Consider the following 14,828-nt stretch of genomic DNA (forward strand, 5'->3'; position numbering starts at 1 on the left):
CGGGTCCGAGCCGGTGGCAGGATCCTGCTCGTCCACTGCGGAGGGCAGCGGAAGTGACTGGTAGGAACAGTCCGCAGTGGAACGCCGCCGACATGACGGGCATGCACGGTTCGCCGGGCCTTTGCATCGGGTGCCGCGGAGCGCGAGGAAACGAAAGGACAGCAATGCAGTCAGCTGGTCGGGGCCGGGCGTCGAGGTCGGCCCCGCAGACATCGGCGGGGTCGCACCGGATACGCCGCTGGCGGGCGAGCCACTGGTGGACCTTGTCGCTGCTGCTGACGGTCCTGTTCGTCCCACTCGCCGCCGGGACTCCGGTCACCGCCGCCGCCCCCGAGGAAACCGGCAAGTACTACGTCGTCGGGCCGCCGGTCAACGGCCAGCGGGACTATCTGTACAGCATCGCGCTGCGCACCCTCGGCAACGGCAACCGGTTCCGGGAGATCATCGAGCTGAACCGGGGTCGGGAACAGCCCGACGGGGCGACCTTCACCGACGGCGTCGAACTCGCGCCCGGCTGGATCCTCGTGTTGCCGAAGGACGCGGACGGGCCGGGAGTGCGGACCGGCCGCCTACCGGCGATCCGACCGCCGACCCCACGCTCGACGCCGAGCCCGGTGACCCCCTCGCCGAGTTCCGCGTCACCGACACCGAGGGTCCCGTCACCCTCGCCGAGCGCCGTCGGATCGCCGTCGGCCACCGCAGCTTCGGCAGCCGAACCGACGGCTCCGGCCGCGAGCGGACCTCGGGCAGAGGCCGGGCCGTCGATCCTGGCCGATGTGACTCCCGGCATGGTGCGGATCGGGGCAGGTGCGCTGGCACTGGCGCTCGCCGTCGTCGCGATCCTGGTGCTGCCCCGACGGGCCTACCGGATGCGTTCGGTGACCCTCGATGACGGGCCGTGGCCGCCGGAGCGGCACCACACCCCCACACCGGCCGAACTCGCCGCACGCACCGGCGCCACCCCGTCGGCACCCCGACCTGGCCCGAGGCCGGTTCCAGCAGCGGCGCCACGGGTGTCGGTCACCGTGGCGGCGGACACGGAGCCGGCCCCAGCACCGGCACCCGGCCCAGCGGCGACCGCCGAGCCGCCGCTGCCGGCAGCCCCGGGTGCAGGGACGCCCGAGCCCTCCGATGCGAGGACGCCGGCGGCCCCCGATCCAGGGGCGGCGGCCCGGCCAGCCTCCGGGCCGGGTCCGATGCCGTCGGCGTCCCCGCCCGAGTGGCCTCCGATTGCCGGTCCGGCGACAGCCACACCCGCCGGCCCGTCGGTGGCAGCGCAACAGCCAGGAACACCGGACGAGACAGGACCGCCCCGGCCGGCGTTGCCGGTCGACGGTGAGGTGCCGTACGTCCGAACCGAACTGAGCACCGACCTCGGCCCGATCCTGGTACGCCTGGTCGGCGTCACGACCGGCCCGACAACTGCCGCCTATGCCTGGCTCGCCGACCACGAGCCGACGCCCACCGCCGCCGTGCCGCTGGTGCTGGGACGCCGGGGGCCGTGGCGGTTGCAGATCGACCTGGGGCGGGCGCCGGACGTGTTCACCCTGGTCGGCGCCGTGGACGAGTGTCGCCGGCTGGCGGCGGCGTACGCCCGGCAGTTGCATGAGGCCGGTGTCGTCGTCGCCGTCGTCGGTGACGCGCTCGGTGTCGAGAGCCTCGACGGCTGCCGTCGCCTGACCTCCTGGCCCGCGCCGGACGACTTCGGATCGGAGCCGTACATCGTGATCATCACAGGTCTGCCGGCGGACGCGGGCGCGGGCATGCGTGGGCTCGCCGCCGGCTCCGGCGGTCGCTGCGTTCCGCTGGTGATCGGTCCGGTCCCGTACGGCCGGTGGTCGGCTCAGCTCGGCGGCGGGGACTGAAGCCGGTTCAGGACGCTCGGCAGCGGACCCGGCTCCAGGCGCGGTACCCGCTGCCAGGCACCTGCCTCGGCGCGGTACAGACGGCGGACCCGCACCCGGGGGTAGGAGCGGCTGGCGAGGATCAGCTCCACCTGTGCGGCACGTAGTGCTTCGGCCCGGCTGCGGACCCGGTCCAGCGGGGCGAGCAGGTCGGCCGTTGCCGTCACGTCGATCGCGCGATCCCTCGGCACCCGTAGTTCCACCATCAGCCGTCCCGCCCGCACCGGCGGCTGGTGGCGGTACAGCCGCAGCCAGTGACGCGGCAGACGGACGCGGTCGGCGGGCAGCAGAGCGTAGGCCCGACGAGTGCCGAAGGCCGGCCAGCGTCGGACCTCGTTGGGCAGCCCAGCGATCGACCGGGCGGTAGCGGCACAGCGGATCGACAGTGGCTCGCCCGCACAATCGCCGGCCGACGTCAGCCGGCCGGCGTGGTCCATCGTGAACGTGTCCACCGCGCTGGCCCGATCCAACCGCGCCGCCGGCAGCAGGTACGCCTCGCGCAGACCACGTAGGTGTTGCAGGCGTGCGGGCAGGTGGGCGCGGAGCGCGGCCATCGGGATCGCCCCGCCCGGCTCCACCCGCACCCGCAGCAGTTGGCGACCGTCGGGCACCGACCGTGGATCGAGGAATGCGAGCAGGAAGAGTTCGGCACCGGGCAGTCCGTCGCCGACCGCCTGGGCGTCGACCGGCGAGGCGACGAACGCCTCGAACCGCTCGGCGTTGACCTGCTGCCTCGGGGAGAGCCAGGCCAGGCCGTACGCCGGGGCCCGGCGGTCCTCACCGGTCAGGGCGGGACGGGGCAGCGGAGTCGTCGGAACGGCGGTCGGCTCCGCCGCCTCCGCTGCGGTCCGTACCTGCTCCGCGGTCGGTTCCGCCGGCTCGTCGGCTGACTCCGCCTGCGCTTCGTCCTGTTCCGCCGGCTCGTCGACCTGCTCCACCGGCGGTTCGGCCTGGTTCGGCTGCTCGGCCTGGTCTGCCGGCTCGTCGACCTGTTCCGCCGGCTTCTTCTCCGGCTCCGTCGGCGGTTCGGCCTGGTCCGGCGGTTCGACCTGCTCCGCCAGCGGTTCGGCCTGGTCCGGCGGTTCGGCCTGGTCCTCTGGCGGCTCGGGTGATTGGCGGGCGGGCGACTCGTCGGTCGCCGCCGCAGTGCTGGCTGTCCCCCCGGCCGACAGCTCAGGTGGCTGCTCGGTCTCCTCCGGATCGACGGTGGGTGGCGACGTGGGGTGCGCCGTGACGCTGAGCCGAGCCGACGTCGGCACGAGCAGGCCGGTCGGGGTCGAACGCAGCGCCGGTGGGCCGGCGGCGAACGGCGGCCGGTACGCGTGCCACTCGGCGGGTCGACCCGCATGGTCGAGTGCGCGCAGGTCCTGCCGGCCGTCGATCAACTCGGCGCTGCCACCCGGCGGGGGAGTCCAGACCGTGGCTCCGGTCGTCTCGGCCAGTTCCCGGGCATGCACACCGAGGCTCTGCTGCTCCTCCGGATCGGATGGCCAGGTCAGCCAGAGCCGCAGGTCGCTGCCGTAGAGCGGGAGATCGCCGAGGAGCGCGGCGAGCTGATCGCCGCGGTAGACCCGCTGCGTACCGCCGTAGTCACCGATCAGGAAGCCGCCGGCGCGGGCGGTGACCGCGACGGTGACCAGCCCGTCGGCAGCCGCGCCGAGCCGGTGCGCGGTGGCCCGGCGGGTGACGAAGTCGGCCCGGGTGGCCAGGACCACACCGCCGTGCAGGGGCAGACTCACCACGCCCGTGCGAGGGCGGACCAGACCGCTTTCGACGGTGAACCAGCCGGGCAACGGCGTGGCCAGATCGGGCGGCTGGATCACCAGCCAGTCCCGGGCCCGGCGGGCCTTGCGGTCGATCGGCACCGCGTGCAGCGGTCCACCGCGCCCGCCGTGCTGCCGGATCTCCGCGCCCTCAGGGCTGACCAGGACGTCGTGGGCGAGTAGCCCGGCCACCTCACTGAACAGTTCGGCGTGCCGGGCGCCGTCGTCGGTCAGGATCCGCACGTCGTCGGCAGCCTCACCGGAGCGCAGAACCAAATCGGTGATGGCCCGCGCGGTCAGCGGCCGACCGGGGCTGGCCGGCAGCACCAGACCCCCGCGTGCGCCGGAGGCCAGCCAGAGATCGAACAGGCCGGGAATCCGCCGGTGCCGGCGAGGGTCGAAGCGGTGAGCAATCACCGGCTGGTTGTCGTCCGCGTCGATCGTCATGGTCGTGGCGTACATCTGCTTTCACCAACGTCCGCAGGGTTTCAGCGTGCGGGTGACGGCCGGCGAACCACCACATCATCTGGTCTCGTGGCCCTTACGTCATCATGACGATGGTCACGGGACGCTGGTTCAGCTGAGTTTGAACGTTTTTTCTCGATCGGTTTGAACGGATACCGTCCAAATCCGCTGTAGAGGGTGTCGGCCGGGGTTTCGGCCGGGCTACTGAAGGAGGAACATCAGTGCTGGCGAAGCGCCCCAACATAGGACGCCTGATCGCGGGCGTGGTGGCCGTCTGCTGCATGGTCGTGGCGATGGCCGGTACGGCGACGGCCCGGAAGGCTCCACTGGACCCGCAGGCATACGTCAAGTACTACGTCGTCACGGCGGCGTACCAGGGACAGCCGGAGAATCTCACCGAGATCGCGACCCGGTTCCTCGGCAGCGGTGAACGGTCCGCAGAGATCTACAACCTCAACGCCGGTCGGGTGCAGCCCGACGGGGCGAGCCTGACCGACCCGGCCCGGCTCAACCGTGGTTGGTATCTGGTGTTGCCGTGGGACGCGGTCGGCGAGGGGGTGGAGTACGGGCAGATCCCGTCCGGACCGAAGACGCCCACCACGTCGCCCCGGCCCACCGGCACCGCGAAACCCGCCAACACCCCGACGCCCGCCAACACCCCGACGCCCTCGGGCAGCCCCAGCCAGAGCCCGTCGCCCAGCGGTACGGGCAGCACCGCCGGCTGTACTGCGGTCGCCGGATCCAGCAGCCGTTCGGACTGGGCTCAACTGCGGTTGGCCGTCGACGGCGCGTGGGACCTCAGCCGGGGCAACGGCGTCATGGTTGCCGTCGTCGACTCCGGTGTGGATGGTCGGCTCGAACAGCTCAGCGGCCGGGTGACGGTCGGCGCGGACGTCACCGTCGGCAACGGGCGCGGGGACACCGACTGTCTGGGAACGGGCACCGCGATGGCGAGCATCATCGCGGCGAACACCGGCATCCAGCAGACGCCGGTCGGTCTCGCCCCCGACGCCACGGTCCTGCCGGTCCGGATGGTCGGCAGGTCGGGCACCGCCCGGGCCACCGACGCGGCGAACGCCATCGAGGTGGCGGTGAGCGCCGGTGCCTCGGTGGTCGCACTCGGCTCACATGTCGACCTGTCGGCTCCGGCGGTCACCGCCTCACTCACCACCGCCCTGAACCACGACGTGGTCGTGGTGGCGGGCGCGCCGACCAAGCCGGTCACGCTGCCGTCGCCCAGCGAGCCCAAGGCCACCGGCGCCCTGCTGCTGGTCGGCGGGGTCGGCGCCGACAACAAGTTGGTCGAGGACTACCAACCGGACGCGGTGGAGGTGGTCGCCCCCGGCGCGGACGTGATCGGCATCGGACCCGGCAAGGCCGGAACGTTGAGCTACAGCGGCACCCGCTTCGCCGTCGCGTTCGTGGCCGGGCAGGCAGCACTCGTGCGGTCGGCCTATCCGGAGCTGAGCGCGACCCAGGTCGAGGAGCGCATCCAGGGCACCGCCGACGCGCTGGGCGAGGAGACCCCGGACAGCAGGTACGGCGCCGGAATGATCAACCCGGCGGTGTCGCTCGCCCGGACCTTGGAGGGCGAGCAGCCCACCGGAGCCGGTTCGAGCGGCGATGGTGGTGGGGGAGGCGGCATGGCCACCCTCGTCCTGATCGGGGTCGCTCTGCTCGGCGGTGGTGCCTTCCTGGCGCTTGGCCTGCACCGACGTCGCGCCTACAGCTGAACCGCCACGCTCCCCGGTCACGGAAACGGGGTACGGACGCCGTCCGTACCCCGTTTCCGTGTCTTTCGGATCGGTCAGTGGTTACCGCAGCTTCCAGGTCTGCTCGGAGTTGCCGACGTAGATCCAGAGTTCGAGCGGTTTGTTGCTGGCGCCCATCTCGACGTCGACGGCCTTGCCGTTGAGCCTGCTGATGATGCCGCCCTTGTCGTTGATGCTCCAGGACTGTGCCGGGTTGCCGCTGCAGTAGGCCACCTGGATCGCGGTGCCGTCGTCGGAACCACCCCAGGCGATGTCCATGCACAACCCGCGCGAGCGGATGGTGCCGTCGTTGCGGACCACCCACCACTGCGCCGGATCCTCCTTGCAACTGCGCAACTCGAGCCGAGTGCCGTCGCCGGTGCTGCCGGAGCTGACGCAGAGCCCGGTACGCGGATGGAAGATCTGCTTGGCCCCGGAAGGGCGCTCGGGCTTGGGTGCCGTCGTCTTCGGCGCGGCGGTCGTCGGCTTCGCCTCGGCCGGGGGCTTGGTCGACGGCGACGTGGCACGCGAAGTCGGAGTCGGCGACGGTGACCTGTCCGGATCTGCCGCCGGCTCGCTCGCGTCCGGGTCGGGCGCCTTCGAGGACGGCGGCGTCGTGGTGGGAGTATCAGCCGGCGTGGGCCGGGCCAGTCGGGTGTCCAGCACGTAGAGGTCGGTGAGCGCCTTCACCGCACGCAGGAACGTCTCGGTCGGCTGGTCGAAACTGCCACCACTCTGGCGTACGGCGGTGGGGCCGTTGCGGTAGGCGGTCAGGGCCAGCAGGTAGGGGTCACCGTCGAGCTTGGACAGCTCATCGATCAGACCACACATCGCGTTGCCCACCGCCGGGATCGCCGTCTCCGGGTCCCAGGCCGAACCACGGCTCGGGCCGTAGCTCTGCCACACCTCGGGCAGGAACTGCGCGATCCCGCGCTGCCCGTCCGGACCGAGCTGGTGGGCGTCGAATCCGGACAACGCCATCACCTGGGCGGCGACCATCGCCGGGGTGACCTGCTCGCAGACCGACCCGGCGGTGACCACCAGCGGAACGTACGGGGCGGGCACCCCCTTCGTGTCGCTGGCGGGCGGGGCGGTCGAGGCCGGCACACCGGGCCCACCGAACTGCTTGAGCTGGCCGTAGTACCCGGCGTAACCGCTGACCAGGTCGACGTACTCGACGGTGTCGACGGGTACGCCCTTGGCCCGGATGACCGCAGGCATCCCGCTGTGGAAGGCGCCGACCGCCACCCGCCACTGGTCACCGGCGATGCCGGCCTGTCGGAGTTGGCCGCTGAAATCGCACATCTGATGGGCGAGCGCCAGCACGTTGGCGGCGATGTCGGAGCGGCGGGCGTCCGGCCACGGCTTCCACCTCTTCCAGTCGTCGTCGTTCAGGCCGGCGATGCCCTTACCGCCGGAGGCGGTGTCCCGCGCCCGGTTGTCGAGCCCGGACTCGGCCATCAGCTGCCCGGCGATCCGTGCCGGGGTGAGCATCGGGCACGAGCGGGCCGCGGCGACGATGGCGTTGAGCTGTTTCTCGGTGACCTTCGCGCCGATCACGGTGTCGTCGCGGGCCGAGGCGACGCCCCAGTTGATGGTGGCGACGACGGCGGAGAGGATCGCCAGCGCGGCCAGCACGGCCGCGAGCACCTTGCGCGGCGTCCGGCCGAAGCTGAACTTCTTGGGTACGAGGTCGGTTGTCACGGGCCATCCCTTTCGGCGTGGCGACACCTGTCGTGACGGATCTCCACCGTCTGGCGTTCAAAGCCGATGTGGATTCTTTCAATCGGTGCCGGACGAATCTGAACCGGTGGCCACATCCATCCGTCTATGGGACAGCACCGCCGTGCGAGCGACAGACCGGACTGTACCGACCCAAGTGGAGCTTAGCCATGCTGACCAGGATCGACTCACTCGTGTCTACCTTCGTCGATGCTGCGACCCGGCAACGGGCGACCTCAACGCCGTCCCCCCGAATCCGTACGACTATGCTCGTCATCAGGGCCGCGAGGGCGAGCAACGTCCACCCGGCCGGCAGGATGCCATCCGTCCGTCAGGGAGGCGGTCTGTGTCGGCGGTGCCCAATGAGGCGGTCGGGTCGTCTGCTTCGGACGGTGTCGTCGTCGAGCCGTCCACCGCCGAGGCTCTGCTCAGACAGTTGGTCGAGGAGTACCGTCGACCCCTGCACCGCTTCCTCGCCCGCCTGTTGCTCGGGCAGCAGGAACTCGCCGAGGACCTGGTGCAGGAGACGTTCCTGCGTGCCTGGCGCAACGCGGACAGGCTCGCCGCCGATCCGTCGAAGATCGCTCCGTGGCTCTACACGGTGGCTCGGCATGTGGCGATCGACGCGATGCGGGCGCGGCAGGCCCGGCCGCCCGAGGTCAGCCTGCCGGACCTGAACCGGGTCCCCACCACGGACGACGAGATGGACCGGGTGGTGAACGTGCACGCGGTGCGGCTCGCGCTCGGAAAGATCAGCCCGGAGCACCGGGCCGTGCTGATCGAGATGTACTACCGGGGCGCCTCGGTGGCCGAGGCGGCGGTGCGGCTGGGGATACCCGAGGGTACGGTAAAATCCAGAGCCTATTACGCGGTACGCGCACTGCATGCCGCGATCGGCTCGACCGAGTCGTCCTGATCCCGAGGTCGCCCGGACCCAGACAGACACACCGCGTGGTGCCGACCCGTTGAGGAGAGGGCTGGATGCGCGTAGGCGGGGATCACTCCGTGGCCGATCAGGAGAGGCTGGCCCTCTACCTGATGGGCGCCTTGGACGACGCCGAGCGCGAGTCGTTCGAGGCGCACCTCGCCGACTGCTGGCACTGCCTGGACGAGGCGGCCGAGATCGGCCCGTCGATCAGTGGCCTGGCCGGGCTGGACGACGTGGACTGGTCACTGCCCACCGACGACCCGCTCCTGTCCGAGCCCTCCACCGACGCCGGCACGACGCCGCCCGCGTCGGGCATCTCCGCGTCCGGCGCTGCCGCGTCGACGGGTGCGCTCGGCGCCACCCCCGCCGTCTCCGCCGATGCGCCGTCACCCGGCACCGGCGATCTCCAGCGCTCCGATGATCCCGACAGCGCCGCCGCGGCCGACGACGCGGCGATAACGAGGCAGCGCGGCGACGTGTCGGGTGCCGGCCCGGCCCGCCCGGCCGGCAGTCGTCCGGCGGGTAGGCGTACCTCCGGCACGCGTCCGGGAACGACGGCCGGCTCCTGGCGTCGACGACGGGCGCTCTGGGCCGGCGCGGCGGCGGTTGTCCTGGCGCTGGCCGGCGGCGTGGTGGCGGTCAACGAATGGACGGGCCGTACCGATCCGGTGCTGACCGCCACGGGGGAGGCGCCCGGCTACGGGGCCGGCCTCTCCGTCGTGATCACCGCCGGAGAGCAGGGCAGCGCCACGATCCGGATCACCGCCACCGGCCTGCGGCAGGGCACCCGATACCGGTTGTTCGCGGTGACCCGCGACGGTGCCACCCACGTCGTTCGCGACTGGACCGCCACGTCCGGGCCGCAGGAGGTGGCTGGCGAGACGTCCCTCCCGGTCGACGAGCTGTCCTTCATCACCGTCGGGCTGACCGACGGCTCCGCGATCGTGACAGCCCCGATCGCCCGCAACCCGGCCTCGCCGCGCTGATCGACACGGTTGGTTCGGCCGCCGCGCTCGAAGCCGAGTCGTGGGGGCGTCGGCAGCCGGGCTGGGGGCCCACGGTGTCGGGCACCAACTGGAGTGGACCCGAGCCATGTTTCTGACCCGGGCCCACGAACGAGGTGAAGGCGAGCAACCCGCCGCGCGCCGCTCGTATCAGCTACCGTCGGCCGCGCCTTCTCTCACCGCCTTGCCCAGAACTGTGACCCGAAGTCTGTGCCGAGTTCCTGCGCTCCCTATGTTCGGAAGAACGGGCGCTGCCCTGCCCGGCAGCGCTGGCGACCGAAGCGTTGGATCGCGCGCCGGACTCCAGGTCGTGCTGGCGGGGCGCCTGCTGCTGATCGGGTGACGGTTGGTACAGGCCGGCCGAGGGGACCACGCCACTTGCCATATAGGCCACGCCCGCGATGGCGGCGCCGTATCCGGATGCCTGCGGGTTCGAGGGGGTCAGGCTGCCGTAGGCGATCTGGCCAGCCATGTTGGCGAGAGCGACTGCCGCCTGCCAGTAGTTCGGGTTCTGGTGGGACTGGTCGGGATGCCGCTGGATCTGCCAGCGGTTCCACGCCGCGGTCAAGATGGTGTTGAGCCCCTGTGCACCGCCAGCCGCGACACCGGCGGCATAGGCCTGCGTGTTGTTGGCCAGCAGGCCCCCGGCCTGCAAGAGGAACGCGCTACCGGACAGGATCTGGTTACGCCGGCCTTCGTCTGAGACGACCTCCCACGCCTGACCACGCCAACGCAGGACATCGAAGCCCTGTTGATCAGCCCGATCTTGAAGGGCCACCGTCTCGCTGCCCCGACGACTACTCACCTGCCACGATTCACCAGTGAAGGCCCTCGCCAGCTGCTGGATGCTCGGCTCGTACGCCAGATTGGGCGCCGTTGATTCCAAGCCGTCGTCGCTGTTACCGCCGCTGCCGCCGGTGAAGTGGCTTTGTGCGCTCTCGTAGTCGCTGCTGTTTGGACTGTCCTCGTTTGGATCCACCTGATCCTCCTGCTTGATCGAACGAGATTCCCCGCTGCCGCCGCCCCGGCCGGAGCGGTTCGTCCTTCGGAGCGGGCGATGCACGCACTACGGGGCGCCCGGAACGTCGGTTCACCCGTTCGCTCGAGTTTTCGCACCGCTGTCGGGTGTGGCAGGCCACACACGTGTATTCAGCGGTGGTCCAGTTGTGCTCGTGCGATTCCTTCTCCTCGGCTGGATGGCTGGCCGGGGTAGCGCGGTGATCGAGGTACTCCTTCACGCTAAGAGCTCTGGCCTGGTGGGCGCGGCTCAAGGCGTGGTCGCGCGCTGTGCTGAGCGGGTCCGTCGTACGGGCGTGCGTCTGCTCCACCCACAGACTCTCGACGGCGGGTACGCGACCGACGCTGACCAGGGCCGCAGCCAGCGAGACCGCTACGGGCGGGAGGGCCACGGGCGGTGAGGCAGTGGTCGGCGTCGCGGGATCCGGCTGGATGCGTCTGCGTTCTGGCGGGAGAGAGGCGGGGACGAGAGCGGGTCGAGGAAAAAACTCCGAACTCGTCCTGAACCGACTGACCGCCCGCGCCGTTAAGCGGCCGTCACCGGTGCGTGGGGTGTGCCCGGTGAGCGAGAGAGCGAGCAGAGAAGGGAGGCGGGGCAGGTGGGCAACGGGTCCGTGGCGGTACGGCGACCGGGGGTCTCGGCCGGCCGACCGGGGCTGGACGAACCGCTCGCCGGGCCGGCGTACGACGACGGCCCGGCCTGGCGGCGCGACAGCCTCTCCGAGCACGGCATCGGGTGGATCGGCGCGCACGGTGGTGCGGGCGCGACCACGCTGGCCCGGCTGTTGGGCGGCACCGACATCGGCTGCCGCTGGCCGGATCCGGCCCTCGCCGAACCCGCCCGGGTCATGGTGGTCGGGCGGACGAACCTGGAGGGGTTGCGGGCGGTCTCCCGCGCGCTGCACGCCCTGCGGGAGGGTCGTCACCCGGCCGGGATGCAGCTGGTCGGGGTGGTGTTGATCGCCGACGCTCCCGTTCGGCTGCCGGCGCCGTTGCTCGGCCGGATCCGCCTGCTGCGGTCGATCGCCCCGGTGCACCGGGTGCCCTGGATGGCCTGCTTGCGGGTGGGCGAGGGGCCGAAACGGCTGCCGAGGCAACTGGGCCGGCTGTCCACGCTTGTGGCTGACCACTCCGACGTACGGAGGCGGTCGTGAGCAGGATCGTCCGCAACGTACTCGTCGTCGCCGTTGCCGTGCTGGGGCTGGGCCTGCTGGCACCTCCGGCTGCCGTGGCGGCGGACGAGTACACCCTGCAGGTCCATGCCGGCGGCGCTGCCTTCCTCTACACCCTCTGCCTGAAGACCGACACCACCATGAAGAACCCGCGCGGCAGTGACCGGGTCTGTACGGGCAAGCGGGGATCGACCCACGGAACCTTCGACATGAGTGCCCCGTACACGCCGGGCGACAGCGTGAAGATCGACATCGAGATGCACACCGGTCTCGCCGGTGAGTCGGTGACCAAGGACAACGTCGACATCACCGGAGCGCGCAGCTGCACGCTCTCGGGTGCCGTGCACGCCGGGAAGTTCCAGTGCGACAGCCCGATCAACACGGTCAACTTCGAGCCGCCGGTGATCGAGGCGTACACCGTCAACACGAATCCGAAGAAGTCGGTCGCGAACCTGCTCAACCTGATGGCGTGGCTGGTGAGCGCCGCCGCAGTGGCCGGCCTGCTGATCACCGGCGCGACGCTGGCCGCGCAGCTGCGTCGGGGCGCCATGGAAGAGCGAACCGAGTACACGAGAAGCATCGCCTTCGTCTTCACCGCCTGCCTGATCGCGACCACCGCCGGCCCGTTCGTCAGGTGGCTCGCCCTCACCGACTGACCACTCGGCGCAGCACCGCCGAGCCAGCCGAAACAACCAACGTCCGATTTCAAGGAGTCGCAGTGTCCCTCTCCGACATCTACTACAGCAGCCTGGCCCGGGTCACGACCCTGCTCGCGGCACCCGACCCGGCCGGCGGCACGGTGCCGCAGCCCTCGATCAACGGGACGCTGCCGACCGGTCTCGCCACAAAGGTCCAGCAGGTGCTGAGCCTGATCGCCTGGGGAGGCACGGCGGCCGGTGTGGTCGGTGTCCTGATCACCGGCGCGGTGATGGCCATCTCGCACAAGCGTGGCGAGAGCTCGGAGCACATGAGCCGGCTCGGCATGGTGTTGGGCGGCTGCATCCTGGTCGCCACCGCCGGGCCCATCGTCAGCTGGGTGTTCGGTACGGGAACGTCCGGCACCTAGACCGACTGACCACGCGAGGACCACAGGATCCAGCCGGTCACGGCGAACCGGGAAGGTGCCATGAGACTGAGATACGCATCCGACGACGAGGCGGATCAGGAGAAGCCGTTCTGGCAGCACCGCCGCTGGCAGCTGTCGGCCGGGTTTCTCGCCCTCGCCCTCTGTACCGGCACGGTCGCCGCGATCGGGGGCGGCCGGGATGCCAGCCCGAGCGTCGCGGCCGCTCCTGGGCCGGTGATCGGCGCACTCGGACCGGACGGCACCCGGCCGCAGGGCTGCCGCACCGACGACTCCGAGCAGCGCCTCCCGACCACGGCACCCACCGACATCTCGTGGCGGCCGCTCAACGGGGCGCAGGTGCCGCGCTCCGCCTCGGCGGGGCCCCGGAAGACCACCGGACCGCTGCTGTGGTGCTTCGCGCACACCCCGATGGGGGCGGTGATGGCGGTGCACACCATTTCCCGCCAGATGAGTGGCCCCGACTGGCGTACGGTCAGCCAACAGCAACTCGTGCCCGGACTGGGGCGGGACTACTTCGACGCGATGCGGGCGTCGATGGGCGAGACCGGGCCGGTGCAGACCGTCAACACGCTGGCCGGGTTCCTGGTGTTGCGGTATTCGCCGGCCACGGCCACCGTCCGGGTGCTGATCCGGCAGGCCAACGTCCTGTACGCCGCCGTCGACTACACGGTGGACTGGACCGGCGTCGACTGGCAGCTCCGGCCGCTGAACTCGGGCGGCCTGCACACCCGGGCCGCCCCCGTCGTCTCCCTCGTCGGCTTCGTGCTCTGGGACGAGGTGTGACGTGGAGTGCGCTACCGGTGACGCCGTCTACATCGGCACGATCGGGCAGGTCGTCGGCTTCTTCGAGCGGGGCATCGACGGCATTCTCAGCGACATCGCCGGCGCGATCATGGGTGCCGCCGTCGAACTCTTCGCCAATCTGGGCGACATCCCCACGCTCGGCGACCAGCAGCTCAACGAGAGCATCCACATGCAGACCGACTGGCTGGTCGTCACGATCGCGGTCGCCTCGCTGCTGGCGGCGGCCTTCCGGGTGGCGCTGGAACGGAAGGGGCAGCCGCTGACCGTGGCGCTGATGGGCCTGGTCCGGATGGTCCTCACGGTGGGTGCCGCGTGGACCGTGGCCAACTGGCTCGCCAGCGAGGCGGACGTCTACTCGCACCACCTCTACGAAGAGGGCATCAAGGCACAGCTCAAGCTGATCGCCAACTGCGGCACCGACGGGCTCACCGCCTTCCTGCTGATCATCGTTGGCCTCCTACTGCTGATCGCCGGCTGCGTCCACATCATCCTGATGTACATCCGGCTCGGCGTGATGGTGCTGCTCACCGGCACGCTTCCGCTGGCCGCCGCGGCCTCGATGTCCGAGTGGGGCGGGGGCTGGTGGCGCAAGCACATCGCCTGGATGGTCGCCTGGCTGGCCTTCAAACCGGTGGTCGGTCTGATCATGTATTCGGGTGCGGCGATGATCGGTGCCACCGGAGACAACGCCAAACACTACAAACTCGCTGGCGCCGCCGTCCTGCTGATGGCCGCGGTCGCACTGCCCGCACTGATGCGGCTGGTCGTGCCGGCGATGGCGACGCTCGGCTCGCGGGACAGCACCGGTACGGGCATGGCGGCCGGCGCCGCCGCGGCGGGTGCCGTCGCGACCGGAGCCAAGAAGATCGCCGGAGCCGGCGGCCAGGCCGCCGGCGCCATCTCGGGCAAGCCCAAGCCGCCGAGCGGCAACAGCACACCCACTGGCGGTGGCTCGGGCGGATCGTCCGGTGGCGGATCGTCCGGTGGCGGTGGCTCCGGTGGTTCCGGTGGCGGTTCGTCCGGTGGTTCCGGGAGCCGGTTGGCCGCAGCCGGCACGGCGGCGCGGCGCGTCGCCGGTGGCGCCGTCGGCGCTGCTGCCTGGACGGTGGGCCAGGGCGCCAGCGTCGTGCAGAAGACCGCCAGTGGGGCGCGCAGCACCCACAAACACGCCAGCGATATCGCCAGCGGTGCCCTCGGGGACCGGGACTAGC

The 14,828-nt window shown here is 71.2% G+C and carries 12 protein-coding genes; 9 read left to right on the forward strand and 3 right to left on the reverse strand.

Annotation, left to right across the window (positions count from 1 at the left end):
- Positions 1 to 263: 263 nt before the first annotated feature.
- Positions 264 to 1,865 (forward strand): hypothetical protein, encoded by a 1,602-nt coding sequence (locus tag AB0M35_RS18570; protein WP_363746777.1) that lies wholly within the window; start codon positions 264 to 266, stop codon positions 1,863 to 1,865.
- On the opposite strand, the gene AB0M35_RS18575 is transcribed toward AB0M35_RS18570, so the two are convergent.
- On the reverse strand, positions 1,844 to 4,114 hold the full coding sequence (locus AB0M35_RS18575) for a hypothetical protein (RefSeq protein WP_363746778.1): 2,271 nt from the start codon (positions 4,112 to 4,114) through the stop codon (positions 1,844 to 1,846). The two genes, AB0M35_RS18570 and AB0M35_RS18575, sit on opposite strands and share 22 nt — an antisense overlap.
- 239 nt (positions 4,115 to 4,353) lie before the next feature.
- Between AB0M35_RS18575 and AB0M35_RS18580 the strand changes: the two genes are divergently transcribed.
- Positions 4,354 to 5,865, forward strand: coding sequence for a S8 family serine peptidase (locus AB0M35_RS18580; RefSeq protein WP_363746779.1), 1,512 nt, complete (start codon positions 4,354 to 4,356; stop codon positions 5,863 to 5,865).
- A gap of 81 nt (positions 5,866 to 5,946) precedes the next feature.
- Here the strand turns inward: AB0M35_RS18580 and AB0M35_RS18585 are convergent, their stop codons facing one another.
- Positions 5,947 to 7,587: a ricin-type beta-trefoil lectin domain protein gene (locus AB0M35_RS18585; protein ID WP_363746780.1), complete on the reverse strand. Its 1,641-nt coding sequence runs from the start codon at positions 7,585 to 7,587 to the stop codon at positions 5,947 to 5,949.
- Between the two features lie 364 nt (positions 7,588 to 7,951).
- Here AB0M35_RS18585 and AB0M35_RS18590 point away from each other — a divergent pair, with 364 nt between their 5' ends.
- Together AB0M35_RS18590 and AB0M35_RS18595 are read left to right on the forward strand one after the other, a co-directional pair.
- A complete protein-coding gene (locus tag AB0M35_RS18590; RefSeq protein ID WP_363746781.1) occupies positions 7,952 to 8,521 on the forward strand; it encodes a sigma-70 family RNA polymerase sigma factor in 570 nt (189 codons plus the stop codon).
- An 89-nt stretch (positions 8,522 to 8,610) separates the two neighbouring features.
- Positions 8,611 to 9,519 carry a zf-HC2 domain-containing protein gene (locus AB0M35_RS18595; RefSeq protein WP_363746782.1) on the forward strand — a complete coding sequence of 303 codons (909 nt, stop codon included), beginning with the start codon at positions 8,611 to 8,613 and terminating at the stop codon, positions 9,517 to 9,519.
- Positions 9,520 to 9,691: 172 nt separating this feature from the next.
- Here the strand turns inward: AB0M35_RS18595 and AB0M35_RS18600 are convergent, their stop codons facing one another.
- Complete coding sequence (locus AB0M35_RS18600; protein WP_363746783.1) at positions 9,692 to 10,516, reverse strand: hypothetical protein; 825 nt, start codon at positions 10,514 to 10,516, stop codon at positions 9,692 to 9,694.
- A 637-nt stretch (positions 10,517 to 11,153) separates the two neighbouring features.
- Between AB0M35_RS18600 and AB0M35_RS18605 the strand changes: the two genes are divergently transcribed.
- The 5 genes from AB0M35_RS18605 to AB0M35_RS18625 all read left to right on the forward strand — a co-directional run bounded on the left by AB0M35_RS18605 (position 11,154) and on the right by AB0M35_RS18625 (position 14,827).
- Positions 11,154 to 11,708: a hypothetical protein gene (locus tag AB0M35_RS18605; protein ID WP_363746784.1), complete on the forward strand. Its 555-nt coding sequence runs from the start codon at positions 11,154 to 11,156 to the stop codon at positions 11,706 to 11,708.
- Positions 11,705 to 12,382: a hypothetical protein gene (locus AB0M35_RS18610; RefSeq protein WP_363746785.1), complete on the forward strand. Its 678-nt coding sequence runs from the start codon at positions 11,705 to 11,707 to the stop codon at positions 12,380 to 12,382. The genes AB0M35_RS18605 and AB0M35_RS18610 overlap by 4 nt, the downstream gene beginning before the upstream one ends.
- A gap of 62 nt (positions 12,383 to 12,444) precedes the next feature.
- A complete protein-coding gene (locus AB0M35_RS18615; protein ID WP_363746786.1) occupies positions 12,445 to 12,792 on the forward strand; it encodes a hypothetical protein in 348 nt (115 codons plus the stop codon).
- A 60-nt stretch (positions 12,793 to 12,852) separates the two neighbouring features.
- The gene (locus AB0M35_RS18620; RefSeq protein WP_363746787.1) at positions 12,853 to 13,596 is read left to right on the forward strand and encodes a hypothetical protein; all 744 of its coding nucleotides are present in this window, start codon (positions 12,853 to 12,855) and stop codon (positions 13,594 to 13,596) included.
- Between the two features lies 1 nt (position 13,597).
- On the forward strand, positions 13,598 to 14,827 hold the full coding sequence (locus AB0M35_RS18625) for a hypothetical protein (protein WP_363746788.1): 1,230 nt from the start codon (positions 13,598 to 13,600) through the stop codon (positions 14,825 to 14,827).
- Position 14,828 lies beyond the last annotated feature (1 nt).

The organism is Micromonospora sp. NPDC051196 (genome assembly GCF_040682415.1).
GTDB lineage: Bacteria > Actinomycetota > Actinomycetes > Mycobacteriales > Micromonosporaceae > Micromonospora.